11 protein-coding genes are annotated in these 14,361 nt (G+C 71.3%); 3 read left to right on the top strand and 8 right to left on the bottom strand.

The genetic code is table 11. The features are described 5' to 3' along the window. Positions 1–1,234: 1,234 nt before the first annotated feature. Positions 1,235–1,615, top strand: coding sequence for a cell division protein SepF (locus ABZS51_RS34530; RefSeq protein ID WP_310716361.1), 381 nt, complete (start codon positions 1,235–1,237; stop codon positions 1,613–1,615). Here the strand turns inward: ABZS51_RS34530 and ABZS51_RS34525 are convergent. The 5 genes from ABZS51_RS34525 to ABZS51_RS34505 form a co-directional block, all read right to left on the bottom strand. Further along, positions 1,612–2,943: a hypothetical protein gene (locus ABZS51_RS34525; protein WP_355450071.1), complete on the bottom strand. Its 1,332-nt coding sequence runs from the start codon at positions 2,941–2,943 to the stop codon at positions 1,612–1,614. The genes ABZS51_RS34530 and ABZS51_RS34525 overlap by 4 nt on opposite strands. Positions 2,944–3,051: 108 nt before the next feature. After that, positions 3,052–4,779 carry an arginine--tRNA ligase gene (gene argS, locus ABZS51_RS34520; protein ID WP_355450068.1) on the bottom strand — a complete coding sequence of 576 codons (1,728 nt, stop codon included), beginning with the start codon at positions 4,777–4,779 and terminating at the stop codon, positions 3,052–3,054. After that, the gene (locus ABZS51_RS34515; protein ID WP_355450065.1) at positions 4,776–7,088 is read right to left on the bottom strand and encodes an HAD-IC family P-type ATPase; all 2,313 of its coding nucleotides are present in this window, start codon (positions 7,086–7,088) and stop codon (positions 4,776–4,778) included. The genes argS and ABZS51_RS34515 overlap by 4 nt, the downstream gene beginning before the upstream one ends. Positions 7,089–7,141: 53 nt before the next feature. Further along, positions 7,142–8,161 (bottom strand): phosphate acyltransferase PlsX, encoded by a 1,020-nt coding sequence (gene plsX / locus ABZS51_RS34510; protein WP_355450061.1) that lies wholly within the window; start codon positions 8,159–8,161, stop codon positions 7,142–7,144. A 135-nt stretch (positions 8,162–8,296) separates the two neighbouring features. Beyond that, the gene (locus tag ABZS51_RS34505; protein WP_355450058.1) at positions 8,297–8,854 is read right to left on the bottom strand and encodes a DUF1707 domain-containing protein; all 558 of its coding nucleotides are present in this window, start codon (positions 8,852–8,854) and stop codon (positions 8,297–8,299) included. 171 nt (positions 8,855–9,025) lie between these two features. On the opposite strand from ABZS51_RS34505, the gene ABZS51_RS34500 reads away from it, so the two are divergent. Together ABZS51_RS34500 and ABZS51_RS34495 are read left to right on the top strand one after the other, a co-directional pair. Continuing rightward, positions 9,026–10,348, top strand: a complete 1,323-nt coding sequence (locus tag ABZS51_RS34500) for a lysine 2,3-aminomutase (protein ID WP_355450056.1) — start codon at positions 9,026–9,028, stop codon at positions 10,346–10,348. 441 nt (positions 10,349–10,789) lie between these two features. Then, positions 10,790–11,848: a hypothetical protein gene (locus ABZS51_RS34495; protein ID WP_355450053.1), complete on the top strand. Its 1,059-nt coding sequence runs from the start codon at positions 10,790–10,792 to the stop codon at positions 11,846–11,848. 371 nt (positions 11,849–12,219) lie between these two features. On the opposite strand, the gene ABZS51_RS34490 is transcribed toward ABZS51_RS34495, so the two are convergent. The 3 genes from ABZS51_RS34490 to ABZS51_RS34480 all read right to left on the bottom strand — a co-directional run bounded on the left by ABZS51_RS34490 (position 12,220) and on the right by ABZS51_RS34480 (position 14,353). Further along, on the bottom strand, positions 12,220–12,372 hold the full coding sequence (locus ABZS51_RS34490) for a hypothetical protein (RefSeq protein ID WP_310716349.1): 153 nt from the start codon (positions 12,370–12,372) through the stop codon (positions 12,220–12,222). 180 nt (positions 12,373–12,552) lie between these two features. Further along, positions 12,553–13,431, bottom strand: coding sequence for an ABC transporter ATP-binding protein (locus ABZS51_RS34485; RefSeq protein WP_310716347.1), 879 nt, complete (start codon positions 13,429–13,431; stop codon positions 12,553–12,555). Continuing rightward, positions 13,424–14,353 (bottom strand): ABC transporter permease, encoded by a 930-nt coding sequence (locus ABZS51_RS34480; RefSeq protein ID WP_355450049.1) that lies wholly within the window; start codon positions 14,351–14,353, stop codon positions 13,424–13,426. Before ABZS51_RS34480 ends, ABZS51_RS34485 begins: the two co-directional genes overlap by 8 nt. Between the last annotated feature and the right edge of the window lie 8 nt (positions 14,354–14,361).

Here is a 14,361-nt window from a genome sequence, read left to right as displayed (position 1 = left end):
CCGGGTCTGCGGTCTCCGGGTCTGCGGTCTCCGGGTCTGCGGTCTCCGGGTCTGCGGTCTCCGGGTCTGCGGTCTCCGGGTCTGCGGTCTCCGGGTCTGCGGTCTCCGGGTGTGTCGTCTCGGGGTGCGTCGTTCCGGGGTGATTCGTCTTGGGGGCCGCCGTCCTGGCGGGCGCCGGCTCTCGGACCGTTGCCGCCGGGGCCGCCGCGGTCGGGGTTGCCGCCGTCGGGGTCACCGTGTTCCGGCGGGCGGCTACGTCGGACGGTGGGCCGGCTGGGCGCGCCTGTGAGCGTCACACTTCTGAGATGTCCGGGGCAGCCGTGAAGTTCGAGCGGGAACTTCGGTGGGCCGGCGGCTCGTCTGGATGAGTGAGGGCCCGAGAGCCCACAGCGACAGAGGGGGTCCAGATTCACAGGTGTACGGCTGAGGAAACAGGGGAACGACGTACTAGATATGGAGCTCCCCCGACAGGACCGTCACTGCGTGACCGGCCCGGTGGACTCGGTCCACGGCCGTCCCGGCACGCGGTGTGGGCTCCTGCGGGACGTGACGCTCCGTGAGTCCCGGCCCGAGCCGAAGGGCGGGAGCGGTACGGGGGTCCGAGGGGTGGTTTCCCCCCTTCACCAGGGTGAGCACTCGGCCGGTGAACGGCTGGATCGTGGCGTGCGGGGATGGTTCGGCGGGGAGGTCGGGATTGCTCGCGTGCACCCCGGCAGGGGCGCTGCGGAGTGCTTTTTCCCGTCCGGACGGAACTGTGGGCCTTCTCACTTCCTGGTCCGGAAAATCCATTGTGATCATGAAACCGGTCGTGCGTTTCGCGGTGGGCGTTCCGTCTGCCGTGCTGAATTCGCCCCCTCTGCGGCCCGTGCCGTGCGAATAGCGTTGGGGCGTCTGGACCGAGGTCGAGAACCACCTGAACCAATCGGCACACGGGGACATCTAAGACAGGTGAGGCTCCGCTGCCTGCGTCCATGCGCCGGGAGCGGCTGACTCTGGACGGTGGTCTGCGGCAGGATTACCTACGAAAGAAGTGTCGGTGAAGGCGTCTACAGTGGCAACGGACGCATGACTCGATGCCTACGGGGGAGAGATATCCGGGTGAAACCTGGCCGCTTGCCGTACAAAATGGAATTGGTCGTGGGCGTGTCGCATGGCGAACGCGGAATCGTCGGTTACCGTCCAATGTGTAGGGACGTGCCGATTACGGTGAGTTCCTGAAGGAAAGGACAAGCCGATGGGGGCTGTGCGCAAGGTGGTGAACTACCTTGGCCTGGGCGGGGTCGACCACTACGACGACCACTACGACGACGAGCAGTACGAAGAGGAGTACATGCCGGCGTCGGAGCGGGCGGCCAGAAGGTGGCGGTCGACCGTCGATCCGTCGCGAATCGTGATGGTCCAGCCGCTCAAGTACAACGACGCGCCGATGATCGGTCAGCATTTCCGTGACGGTCAGACGGTGATCATGGACGTGACGGGCATGCCGATGCCCGAGGCGACGCGCATGGTCGACTTCGCGGCCGGTCTGGCCTATGGCTGCGAGGGCCGGATCGAGCGCATCGCCGACCGGGTGTTCCTGCTCGCGCCGGCGCACGTGGAGATCGAGACGTCCTAGGCAGCGCGCGGGCCGCGACGGATCAGCCGGGTCAGCTCGGCGGAGTCGTCGGCGGCCTGCTTGGCGCGTGCGTCCGCCTCGCGGGCGTACGCGTGCAACGCCCAGACGGCCCCGTCGGCGAGCTCCTTGAGCTCGGCGATGCGCGCGGCCACGTATCGGGCGTCCGAGGCGATGGCGGCGCGGCGCCGCCACAGGCGCCACCCCGCCAGCCCGATCAGGGCCATCCCCAGCACGACGAGCGGCCAGCCGATGGCGAGGGCCCCCAGCACGCAGCCGACGCCGGCGATCACCAGACCGATGACCTCCCACGGCCGGCGGCGCGGCAGCGTGCCCTCGGCCGCGATGGCGGCCTCCGCCTCGGCCATGGAGGCCGCGTCGGCGCCTTCGGGGCGCAGCACGATGGGGTGGCCGAGCAGCGGCACGGTGACCGTGTCGGGCGGCTCCAGACGGCTGTCGGCCTCCAGCTCCTCGGCGACCCCGCGCAGCACCGGCGCGGCCACGTGCAGCGCGATGGCCGTGAGGTGCGGGTCGGCGCCGGGACGCAGGTCGTCGAGCAGGTGGGTGGTCAGCGACGCCATGGGCCCGGCGGGGCCGCCCAGGCCGATCAGGGACCGCAGCATGGCCAGCGGCTCGTCCTCGGCCCAGGAGGTGACAGGGCTGGCGGCGCTGTTGGTGAGCGGGGTCGCGGCGTCGTGGTCGGCCTGCCGGGCCGAGGTGATCTCGGTGCAGCGGGCGCGCAGCCGCGCCAGGCGCGCGGCGGCCTGCGCGGGCCGCGCCAGCTCGGGGATCTCCGCCATCTCGGGGAAGTCGACCAGCGACACGGGCACGACCACGGCGGGCTCGCCGGGCGCGAGCGCCTGCACCCACTGCCGTTGGTCGGCATGGTCGGGTACGGCCAGCGCGTCGAGCTTGCGTAGCACGAAGATCTTGCCGGCGGGGCCGTAGGCGCCCCGGGCGGCGGCCAGCCAGAGGGAGCGCTGCCCGTGGGTGACCGGCTGCTCGATGGACAGGTCGCCGAAGGCGGTGCCGAGCCACGAGGCGTGGATGCGGCTGCCGTGGCCGGCGACGGCCAGGGCGAGGCAGAGGAACAGCGCCGTGCGCTGCTGGTCGCGGCCGGCGGCCCTGCTCAGCGGCTCCAGCGGGTCCTCGCCGGCGAGGATCGCCACCAGCGCCTGGACGGCCGGTGGCAGCCAGTTGCCCGGGATGTCGGCGAAGGCGGGTGCGGTGGGAGGAGCGGTGCCGTTGGCGGCCAGGTGAGCCAGCAGCGCCTCGGCGTAACGTCTCAGCTCTTCCGCTGCTTGGGGGCTCGCAGTCAGGTCCGTGCTCAAGGCAGAGAACTCCCCCATTTTCGGCCTCGGTTCATGACCGCGTAAAGCCTAACCGGGGGGCGCGCCAACCCTGGGGAGGCGCGCCCACGTCGATCGGCACGGCGGATGTCACATGCGCTCGGGGACCGGGACGCCCAGCAGGTCGAGCCCGGTCTCCAGAACGCGCAGGGTCAGCGCGCACAGCGCGAGCCGGGAGGCGCGCGTGTCGGCGTCGACGCCTTCCTTCAGCACCGGGCACTCCTCGAAGAAGGTGGTGAAGGCGGTGGCGGTGGCGTAGATGAACGCGCACAGCCGGTGCGGCTCGTTCGACTCGGCCACCTTCTCCACGGCCGCCCCGAACCCGAGGAGCTGGAGCGCCAGCGCCCGCTCGGCCGGGTGGCCGAGGACGATCGGGCCGGTGGCGTCGGCCGGGTCCACGCCGCCCTTGCGGAAGATCGACCGGATCCGGGCCTGGGCGTACTGGAGGTAGGGCGCCGTGTTGCCGGTGAGGCCGAGCATGCGGTCGAAGTCGAAGACGTACTCGCTGTCGTGGCTGATCGACAGGTCGGCGTACTTGACCGCGCCCATGCCCACGGCACGGGCGATCTCCGCCCGCGTCGCCTCGTCGTAGTCGCGGTCGGCGATGACCACGGACGCCCGGTCCACGGCCTCCTGGAGCAGGTCCATCAGCTTGATCGACTCGCCGGAGCGGGTCTTGAAGCGACGGCCGTCCTTGCCGAGCATCATGCCGATCTGGACGTGCTCGGCCGAGACGGTGTCGGGCAGCCAGCCGGCCTGCTGCGCGGCGGCGAACACCATGCGGAAGTGCAGGGCCTGGTCGGCGCCGACCACGTAGAGGATGCGGTCGGCCTTGAGGTCGTGCACCCGGTAGCGGATGGCCGCCATGTCGGTGGAGGCGTAGCCGTAGCCGCCGTCGCTCTTGCGGATGATGAGCGGCAGCGGCTTGTCGTCGGAGCCGGTGAAGCCGGGCGGGAACAGGCACAGCGCGCCCTCGCTCAGCACCGCCACCCCGGCCGTCTCCAGGTCGTCGCAGGTCCTCTGGAGCATCGGGTTGTACATGCTCTCGCCGGCGATGTCGGCGTCGGTCAGGGTGACGCCGAGCATGCCGTAGACCTTGTTGAAGTAGCGGACGGTGGCGTCCATGAAGACGTGCCAGAGCCGCAGCGTGTCGGGGTCGCCCGACTGGAGCGTGGTCACCCGCGCGCGCGAGCGGGTCTTGAACGACTCGTCGCCGTCGAACTTCTGCCGCGCGGCCTGGTAGAACTCGGTGCCCATGCCGGCTTCGAGCTGCGCGACCGCGGCCTCCTCGCCGATGTCGAGCAGGTGCTCGATGAGCATGCCGAACGGCGTGCCCCAGTCGCCCAGGTGGTTCTGCCGGATGACGGTGTTGCCCAGGTGCTCGTGGACGCGGGCCAGCGAGTCGCCCACGATCGTGGTGCGCAGGTGGCCGACGTGCATCTCCTTGGCCGCGTTGGGCGCGGAGTAGTCGATCACGATGGTCTGCGCGGGCGTGACCGTGCCGACGCCGCGGCGCGGGTCCTCCAGCATGCGGCCGGCCTCGGCGGCGATCCACGTGTCGGCGAGCGTGATGTTGAGGAACCCGGGGCCGCTGACCTCGACCGTGCCGGGGAAGTCGGCCAGCTCGGCGGCAAGGGCCTCGGCGACCTCCCGCGGGGACCGTCGCAGGCGCTTGGCCAGGCTCATCGCGACGTTCGCCTGGAAGTCGGCGAACTGGGACGGCCGGATCAGCGGGTCTGCGTCGGCGTGCTCGGCGCCGAACGCCGCGGCCAGCGCCTGCTGGACGCGCTCGGTGAGCACCATCTGCGGGTCGGTCATGGTCTAAGGGTACCGGCGAGCCTGACCGTGACGCCGATCGCGAGAGTGATCAGCGCGGAGGCCACCACGGCGATGCCGACGGCGGTCAGGCCGTTGCTCAGGTCGCCCGGCGCCAGGGCGAAGAACTCGCGGACGAAGGGGATGGACAGCGCCCCGGCGAACAGCACCGCCATGGCGGCGACCAGGCCCACCCGCAGCCAGGTGAGGGGCCGGGCGATGAGCACGAGCACCCACCAGGTCGTCAGGAACAGGGTGATCACCGCGGACGTGCGGTCCTCGTTCAGGGTGGAGGTCCCGCTGTGCGCGGCCCAGAACGCCAGCAGCATCGCCGCCGCGCACAGCACCCCGGCCGGTACGGCGAAGCGCAGCACGCGGGGCACGAACCCGGGCCGGGAGCGCTCCAGCGTGGGCGCCAGGGCCAGGAAGAACGCCGGGATGCCGATGGTCAGCGCGTTGACCAGCGTGGAGTGCCGGGGGGCGAACGGGAACATGAGCCCCAGGACGCCGGTCGCCAGCGACAGCGCGATCGCGTAGAAGGTCTTGGTGAGGAAGAGGTTGGAGACCCGCTCGATGTTGGCCAGCACCCGGCGGCCCTCGCCGACGACGTGCGGCAGCGTGGCGAAGGCGTTGTCGAGCAGCACCACCTGGGCGACGGCCTTGGTGGCTGGGCTGCCCGCGCCCATCGCGATGCCGAGGTCGGCGTCCTTGAGCGCGAGCACGTCGTTGACGCCGTCGCCGGTCATCGCGACAGTGTGGCCGCGCGCCTGGAGCGCGCCGACGAACAGCCGCTTCTGCCGCGGGGTGACCCGGCCGAAGACGGCGTTGGCCGCGAGTATGTCGGCGAGCTTGTCCGGGTCGTCCTCCGGCAGGGTGCGGGCGTCGACGGCGCGGTCGCCGTCGGGGATGCCGAGGCCGGTGGCGATGGCGGAGACCGCCTCGGGGTTGTCGCCCGAGATGACCTTGACGGTGACTCCCTGGCGGGCGAAGTAGCTCAGGGTCTCGTGGGCGTCGGGGCGGATGCGCTGCTGGAGCGTGACGAGCGCGACGCACTCGACCGCCGCGTCCGGGTCGCCCCGCTCGGCGGCGGCCAGGTCGCGGGTGCGGCAGAGGGCGAGGACCCGGGCGCCGGTGGAGGCCAGCGCGGCGGCCCGCTCGTAGCCTTCGCCGCCGTCGAGCAGCACGTCCGGAGCGCCGAGCAGCCACGCGCCGCGCTCGCCGAAGTCGGCGCCGCTCCACTTGCGCGCCGAGGAGAACGGCACGGAACCCGTGGCCGTCCAGCCGCCGGGCGTCGCGGGGTAGCGCACCTGTACGGCCTGGGCGGTGGCGTTGGGCCGCTGGTCGAGGTTGGCCAGGGCGGCGAGCGCCTCCTCCACGGGATGCCCGTCGCCGATCGGGAGGACCTCGCCGAGGTCCATGCCGCCCGCGGTGAGGGTGCCGGTCTTGTCCAGGCACAGCACGTCGACCCTGGCCAGGCCCTCGATCGCGGGCAACTCCTGGACCAGGCACCTGCGGCGGCCCAGCCGGACGACGCCGACGGCGAAGGCGATCGACGTCATCAGCACCAGCCCCTCGGGGATCATGGTGACGATGCCGGCGACCGCTCCGGTGATGGCGGTGCCGAAGTCGCCGGTGTTGCGGAGCTGGCTGTAGATCAGCAGCGCGCCGATCGGGATGACCAGCCAGGTGATGTACTTGATGAAGTTGGCGACGCCCTGGCGCAGTTCGGAGTGGGCGAGGTGGAACTTGCTGGCCTCCTCGGCGAGCTGTACCGCGTAGGCGTCGGTGCCGACGTGGGTGGCGACGAACGCGCCGGAGCCGGCGACGGCGAAGCTGCCCGACAGGACCCGGTCGCCGGGCCGCTTGTGCACCGGGTCGGCCTCGCCGGTCAGCAGGGACTCGTCGATCTCCAGCCCGTCGGACTCGACGACCTCGCCGTCGACGAGCAGCCGGTCGCCGGACCCGAGCAGGATGAGGTCGCCGAGCACCACGTCCTGTGGGGGGACCTCCTGGTCGCGGCCGTCGCGGCGGACCCTGACGGGCTCCTCGTTGATGACGGCCAGGCGGTCGAGCGTGCGCTTGGCGCGTACCTCCTGGACGATGCCGATCAGCGCGTTGGCCACGATGACCAGGCCGAACAGGCCGTCCTGCCATTGCCCGAAGATCAGGATGAGCGCCCACAGGACGCCGATGACGAAGTTGAACAGCGTGAGGACGTTGGCCCTGATGATGGCGCCGAAGGACCGGCTCGACCGGCGCGGGACGATGTTCCGCTTCGCCTGGGCGGCCTGTGCCGCGGTGAGCCCTCGCACGCGTTCCCCCGTTCGTGTCCGCCGATCGTGCGGACGCGCCAAAGACTACGGGTTCACCAGAGCCGGTGTGATCGCGGAGCGATGGCGATCCGCTCGCCCACACGGTGCACGATGCCACCGGCCGACAGCTCCGCTGCGAGCTCGCAGGCCGCGCTGATGCCCTGTGACCTGGACGAGCCGTGCGCGATGACCACGGTGCCGTTGAGGCCGAGCAGGACGGCGCCGCCGTGGGCCTCGGCGTCGAGGCGCTGCCGCAGGTCGCGGATGCGGGAGCGCTGCAGGAACGCGCCCAGCCGGGCCGCCGGGCTCTCGCCGATGGCCTCGCCGAGCTGGTGGAAGGCGTAGCGGACGGTGCCCTCCATGGTCTTGAGCGCGACGTTGCCGGTGAAGCCGTCGGCGGTGATCACGTCGACGGCGCCCGTGAGCAGGTCGTGGCCCTCGATGTTGCCGGTGAAGTGCAGGCCGGGGGCGCTCTGGAGCAGCTCGTGGGCGCGCTTGACGAGCTTGTTGCCCTTCTCGGCCTCGGCGCCGATGGTCAGCAGGCCGACCTTCGGCTGGGCGATGCCGTGGGCCAGCTCCGCGTAGGCCGTGCCGAGGTGGGCGAACTGCACCAGCATCTCCGGCTTGGCGTCGGAGTTGGCCCCGGCGTCGACGAGCAGCGTGGGGTGCGGCCGGGTGGGCAGGGCGACGGCGATGGCGGGCCGCAGGACGCCCTGCTGGGGCTTGAGGCGCAGCCGGCCGGTGGCCACGATGCCGCCGGTCGAGCCCGCGGACACCACGGCGGACGCGTCGCCCCGCCGTACGAGGTGGCAGGCGATCGCGATGCTCGAACGGGGGCGGCGCAGGCTGGCCAGCGCGCCCTCGTCCATCGCGAGGACCTCCTCGGCCCGCACGATGGGGATCTCCTTGGTGGCGTCGTGGTCGGCGAGGGCCTCGTACAGGATGCGCGGCGGTCCGACCAGCACGACCTCCAGCCCGCGCTCGCGCACGGCGTGCACCGCTCCCGCGACGATCTCGTGGGGGGCGTGGTCGCCGCCCATGGCGTCGAGCGCGATCGGCTTGCTGTCGGACACTGGGTCACCTCGTACGGCGTGCGTGCCCGCCGTGAGGCTCGCCGAAGGCGGGCTCGGCGAACCCGCGGTCGCAGGCGGGACGCTTGCCAGGCTAGCCGGTGGTCCCGGTGGCCGATCCGCCGGGAGAGGACGGGGTCAGCGCAGGTTCCAGTCGGCGACGCCGCGGGACACGATCACCTTCGAGAACATCGACGCGCCGGTGATCCGGATGAGCGGGCCGTCGCCGTCCGAGCCGCCCGACACGTTGCGCTTGCCGAACGTGGAGCTGCCCTCGTCGATGACGTGGGCGTTGTCGGGGACGCGCACGATGAGCTTGGAGAAACGGGCGTCGCACTCGAGTGTGACCTCGCGGCCGGGGAGCACGGCGTCGGACAGGTCGATGATCATCGCGCCGAAGTTCGCCACCAGTCTGGTGTGCCGCGAGGCGATCCAGCGACCCTTCCTGATGATCTTGCTGAACGTGGAGCGGATCGTCTGCTGCTCCACGGCCTCCGGCGGGCGGGAGGCGGTCACGTCCGGCAGGTCCCCGGTGAGAGGGACGAGCTCACCGACGGTCTTGGCCGTGTAGGCGGCTTCGAGTCGGTCCGCGTGCTCGACGCTGGTGAGCCGGCCGGTGGCGAGCGCCTCGCCCAGCACGGCGGCCACGCGGTCGCGGTCGGTGTCGGAGGCGCGCAGCGCGGGATCGTGGGTCACGTCGTCAGTGTAGCCATAAACGCGATATGTCGCGAGATGCTCTTTTGAAATCTCCCAGCGACTCGGCGGAACCGAATCCCGGGTTTGCAACGTCCGGATATAAAGGCCACAGACGCGCGACAGGGGCTTGAGGTTTACCGGCGATCGAACAAAAAAGAGGGGAAACGCTTAGTGATCTTGAACCAGGCAGGCACACGACGCTTCCGGGCTTACACGTCCAAGCATCTGAACGACCTCCTGCTCCGGGCAGGGCTCGACGACGAGGAACGGCTGAGGGTGCGGGCCGTCGCCACGGTGCTCCCGTTCCGCACCAACGCGTACGTCGTCGACGAGCTCATCGACTGGTCGGCCGCGCCCGACGACCCCATGTACAAGCTGGTCTTCCCGCAGGCGGACATGCTGCCCGCCCCGGACGTCGCCCGGCTGGCCGACCTGCTGAAGGCGGAGGCGCCCGCCGCCGAGATCAACGCGGAGGCCAACCGGATCCGCGCCCGGCTCAACCCGCACCCGGCCGGGCAGATGGAGCTCAACGTGCCCCGGCTGGAGAACGAGCCGGTCCCGGGACTCCAGCACAAGTACCCCGAGACCGTCCTGATCTTCCCCAAGCAGGGACAGACCTGCCACGCCTACTGCACCTACTGCTTCCGGTGGGCGCAGTTCGTCGGCGACGCCGACCTCAAGTTCGCCTCCGACGACATCGAGCAGATGGTCCGTTACATCCGCCGGCACCCCGAGGTCACCAGCGTGCTGATCACCGGCGGCGACGCCATGATCATGGGCGAGCCGGTGCTCAAGCGCTACCTGGAGCCGCTCCTCGATCTGGAGCAGCTCGAATCAGTACGGATCGGCACGAAGTCGCTCGCGTACTGGCCGCAGCGCTTCACCACGGACCCGGACGCCGGCTCCACGCTGGAGCTGTTCGAGAAGGTGGTCGCCGCCGGCAAGAACCTCGCCTTCATGGCCCACTTCACCCACCCCCGCGAGCTGGAGCCACCACTCGTCGAGGCGGCGGTCCGGAACATCCTCGGTACCGGCGCGACCATCCGGACGCAGGCGCCGCTGATCCGCTCCATCAACGACGACCCCGCGCTCTGGTCGGGCATGTGGCGCAGGCAGCTGCGCATGGGCATGATCCCGTACTACATGTTCGTCGAGCGCGACACGGGGCCGCAGGACTACTTCGCGGTGCCGCTGGCCCGGGCCCACGAGATCTTCAGGGACGCGTACGCGTCGGTCTCCGGGCTCTGCCGTACGGTGCGGGGGCCCTCCATGTCGGCCACGCCGGGCAAGGTGTGCGTCGACGGGGTCACGGAGATCGCCGGCGAGCGGGTCTTCGTGCTGCACTTCATCCAGGCCCGCGACCCGTCGCTGGTCGGGCGGCCGTTCTTCGCCCGGTACGACCCGACGGCGGTGTGGCTGACCGATCTGCGCCCGGCCTTCGCCGACCGGTTCCCGTTCGAGCCCGCTGTGGAGGAGGCTCTGCTGGCCGTCTGAGCCGGCCCCGGGGTGACTCCGGGGGCGTTGCGGCCGCCGGGTGAGCCCCGCCCGGCCCGAGCGGTCAAGCGAGCATCCGGCTAGCGGAAAATCTGTGCGCCCGGCCCGCGGCTTTCGTCCTTACCGGCGGTCGTTCGCGGGCCGTCGGCGTGCTCGGGGAGCGGGCGGCCTATGCCCGGGAATCCGCCCTCCCCATATCCCGAGATGTCGCCCGTTCTCCCTGCCGCTCGACGGCCTTGCCGGGGCTCTCCCGAGCCTCTTGAAGGGCTGTTGACCTGGCCCGCGAGCCGACGGCCGTGGTGGTACAACTACGTCGGTAGCTCAGCCGGGCGGCGCGCCGCGTGTGGTGCCCACAGCGTGTTCGTCTCGGCTTTCGGGGGGTTTTCGATTCGCGTTTCCTCCGCATTCGAGAGCGATCGATCACGAGCCGGGAAGGCAATCATGAATCGTGTAGTCAAGGCGGCTGTCGCCGTCGCGTCACTCGGGCTGGCGGCGGCCCTCACCGTTCCGCCGGCCCATGCGCAGGTGGAACGCTCCGCCAGGCCGCTCACGACGGGGCCCGGCGCACCGGACGTGACCTCGACGGCCGCCGGAACGCTGGACGACAGGACGCCGGACGGCAGGGTGCTGGACGGCGGGACGGCCGGCCGGGGGACCCTGGACGGTACGAGCCTGGGCGCGGTGCCCGGTGCCCGCACACTGGACGCCGACGCGCCCGGTACGGTGTCCGGCGCCGTGCCCGGCCCCGTCACCGGTGCTGTGCCCGGCCCCGTCACCGGTGCTGTGCCCCGCGTCGAGGTGCCGGGGGACCGGACGCCGCGTCCGACGGTGCCCGGGCACCGTGGCTCGCCCTCGGCGGCCTCCCGCGGAGGGACGTCGGGAGGCGGCTCCGCGACCGGCCGCCGGGGCGGGACGAGGACCACCCAGGCCACCGCCCGGGACGACGACGGCTCCTCGCCGAGGACGGCCCGCACGGGCCGGCGCGGCCGGGAGAACTGGCAGCGGCGGTACGTCCGGCCGCGCCGGCCGGCCCCGGCCACGACCGGCTCCCCGGCCACGACCGGCTCCCCGACCACGGACCTCCCGGCCGGTGACACGCTGAGGGGCGCCCTGTCCAGGGGCGTCGCCCCGAGCCGTGTGACGCCGAACGGGGTGGCGCCGAGCGTCCCGCTGGCAAGGGGCGTGACTCAGGGCGTGGCCCGGAACGGCACGCTCGCCCGAGGCGTCACCTCCAGTGGTGCGGTGCCGGGCGGCGCGCTCTCCAGCGGCCCGGGGCGCGCCCTGACGAACGGTGTCGTGTCGAACGGGGTCGTGTCGAACGGTGCCCTCTCGCGGGGTGTCAGTCCGAGCGGTGTGGCCGGGAGCGGCGCCCTGTCCCGTGTCGTCGTCCCCAGCGGACCGCTGGCTCAGGGGGTGACTCCGGGCGCCGTGGTGTCCGGCACCCCGCTGTCACGTGGCCTCGCCTCGGGCGGGGTGGTGCCGGGTACGCGGCTGACCTGACCAGAGCGGCTGAACTGACCAGAAAGGCCGCTGCCCGCCGTGTCCGCCGGCGGACCGGGGGAGGGATGACGAGCGCCTTGGTGCCGGCGCTCGGACGGCCCGCCTCCCGGACCGGTGGGACGGCGCGGGCCGGGCGGACGCGCCCGAGCCCGAGTCACGCCTCACCTGCCGAGCCGCCACTGCAGGGCGGCGACCCACGGTGAGAGGCGCAGCCCGCCGCCGGTCCCTCGACCAGGGACCGGCGGCACTCCCATGTCCGGACCCGACCTGCCCGGACCCGACCGGACCCGACCTGCCCGGACCCGACCGGGCCCGACCTGCCGGGACCCGACCTGCCCGGACCCGACCTGCCCGGACCCGCTCCGGCGGCGTCAGACGCGTACGCCGGTGCGCCGGGCGATCTGGGCCTGGAGCCGGGCCATCTGCCAGTGCAGGTCGAGGAGCTGCTGGGCCAGCTCCATCCTCGGGATCTCCGACACGTCCTCGATGGCCAGGTGGTCGATCGCGGCCGAAAGCTCTCCCATCGCGCCCCCGTTCCCTTCCATCCGCGCCTCGCCGTATCGAAACAACGTTCGAATCATACCGGACCGTGCGCCACGGTGTCAGGCATTGACCCCTCGTGTCGCAGGGGCCGCGCGCGAAGTCGTCCCATGAGGAAGCCGCCGGGCGTGTCGTACGCGCCGGCGGCTGGAGGCTCGGGTGGATCAGCCCTTGTTGTAGGCGGCGAGCACTTCCTTCGGGTCGCCGTCCATCTTGATCTTGCCCTTGTGCAGCCAGATGACCCGGTTGCAGGTCTCCTCGATGACCCGCAGGTCATGGGCGACGAGGAAGACCGTGCCGGCCTCCTCGCGGATCTGCCGGATGCGCTGCTCGCTCTTCTTGCGGAACTCGCGGTCGCCGGTGGCCAGCGCCTCGTCGATGAGCAGCACGTCGTGGGTCTTGGCCGAGGAGATGGCGAAGCGCAGGCGGGCCCCCATGCCGGAGGAGTAGGTGGACATCGGCAGCTGGACGAACTCGTCGATGCCGGAGAAGTCCACGATCTCCTGGTACTTCTCCTTGACCTCGGCCGGCGTCATGCCCATGGCGTAGCAGCCGAGCACGATGTTGCGCTCGCCGGTGAGCTCGCGCATGAGCGCGGCGTTGACGCCGAGGAGCGAGGGCTGCCCGTCGGTGTAGACGGCGCCCGAGTGGGGCGGCAGGAGGCCGGCGATCGCGCGCAGCAGCGTGGACTTGCCCGACCCGTTGCGTCCCACGATGCCGATGGCGTCGCCGTGGTAGGCCACGAAGGAGACGCCCTTGACGGCGTGGACCTCCTTCATCTGCGGCCTGCCCTGGCGCTTCAGGAGACGCGTGAGGGCGTTGACCGCGTTGCCCTTCTCGACGTCGGTGGCCGCGCCGTAGACGCGGTAGATGATGTGCAGGTCGTCGACGATGACGGTGGGCGTGCCGGTGGGAACGTCGAGAGGCGGCTTGCTGACCGGCGTGGCCGGCTTGGGCTGCGGCTTCGCCTTGCCGTCCTTGCCGGCGGCGACGGCGGGCTCCTCGGCCTTCACCAGTGACAGCTCCTCGGTCAGTTCAGCCACGCCCGTACCTCTCCTCGGCACGCCAGAAGTACCAGAAGCCGAAGCAGAGGGCGAACACCGCCCAGAATACGCAGGATATCCACACCGCATCCGGAGGATTGTGCCCGCCCTCGCTGGTGATGAGCAGGTCGCGCATGGCCTCGATGTAGGAGGCGGCCGGGTTGGCGTAGTACATCACGTCGGCCACCCACTGAGGCAGGTGTGCACTGCCCACGACCTTGGCCTGGATGGAGAAGAAGACGCCCGAGGCGTACAGCCAGGTGCGGGTGATGAAGGGCAGGAGCTGGTTGAGGTCGCGCATGGAGGCGCCCAGGCGGGCCATCACCAGCCCGGCGCCGACGTTGAACATCGTCTGGAGGAGCAGCACGACGGGCACCAACAGCCAGGACAGCGCGATGGGCTCCTGCGTGATGAGGATGATCACCACCAGCACGCCCATGGAGATGGCGAGCTGCTGCAGCTCCTGGATCGTGTACGCCAGCGGCAGGGAGGCGCGCGGGAAGTGCAGCGCGCGGATCATCGACAGGTTGCCGGAGATCGACTTGGCGCCCGCGGTGACGGTCCGCTGCGTGTAGGTGAAGACGAACATCCCCGTCAGGAGGAACGCGGGGTAGTTGTGGATGCCGCCCTTGCCGCCGAGGATGATGCCGAACATCACGTAGTAGATGCCGGCGTTGAGCAGCGGAGTCAGGACCTGCCACAACTGGCCGAGGGCCGAGCTGGAGTACTTCGAGACGTTGCGCGAGGACGCGTACGTCAGGATGAAGTGCCGCCGCTCCCAGAGCTGGCGCACGTAGACAGGAAACCTCGGTCGTGCGATGGCACGGCGAAGCCCGTATCTCGCGGCGAGCTTGGCCAGCGGCTCCTGCCCGCTCCGGCCGCCCGCCTGGGCGTCCGCGACAGCGGATTCCGGCTGACTCATGGCAAGGA

This window comes from Nonomuraea sp. NPDC005501 (genome assembly GCF_040605905.1).
Taxonomy (GTDB): Bacteria; Actinomycetota; Actinomycetes; order Streptosporangiales; family Streptosporangiaceae; genus Nonomuraea.
The sequence above is the reverse complement of the archived record's forward strand: the minus strand, read 5'-3'. Positions and strand labels throughout refer to the sequence as shown.

What these genes read in the sequence shown, in the direction of transcription:
- ABZS51_RS34530 (WP_310716361.1), top strand. Translation starts at nt 1,235, where the DNA reads ATGGGGGCTGTGCGCAAGGTGGTGAACTACCTTGGCCTGGGCGGGGTC.
- argS (WP_355450068.1), bottom strand. Translation starts at nt 4,779, where the DNA reads ATGACCGACCCGCAGATGGTGCTCACCGAGCGCGTCCAGCAGGCGCTG.
- ABZS51_RS34495 (WP_355450053.1), top strand. Translation starts at nt 10,790, where the DNA reads ATGAATCGTGTAGTCAAGGCGGCTGTCGCCGTCGCGTCACTCGGGCTG.
- ABZS51_RS34490 (WP_310716349.1), bottom strand. Translation starts at nt 12,372, where the DNA reads ATGGGAGAGCTTTCGGCCGCGATCGACCACCTGGCCATCGAGGACGTG.
- ABZS51_RS34480 (WP_355450049.1), bottom strand. Translation starts at nt 14,353, where the DNA reads ATGAGTCAGCCGGAATCCGCTGTCGCGGACGCCCAGGCGGGCGGCCGG.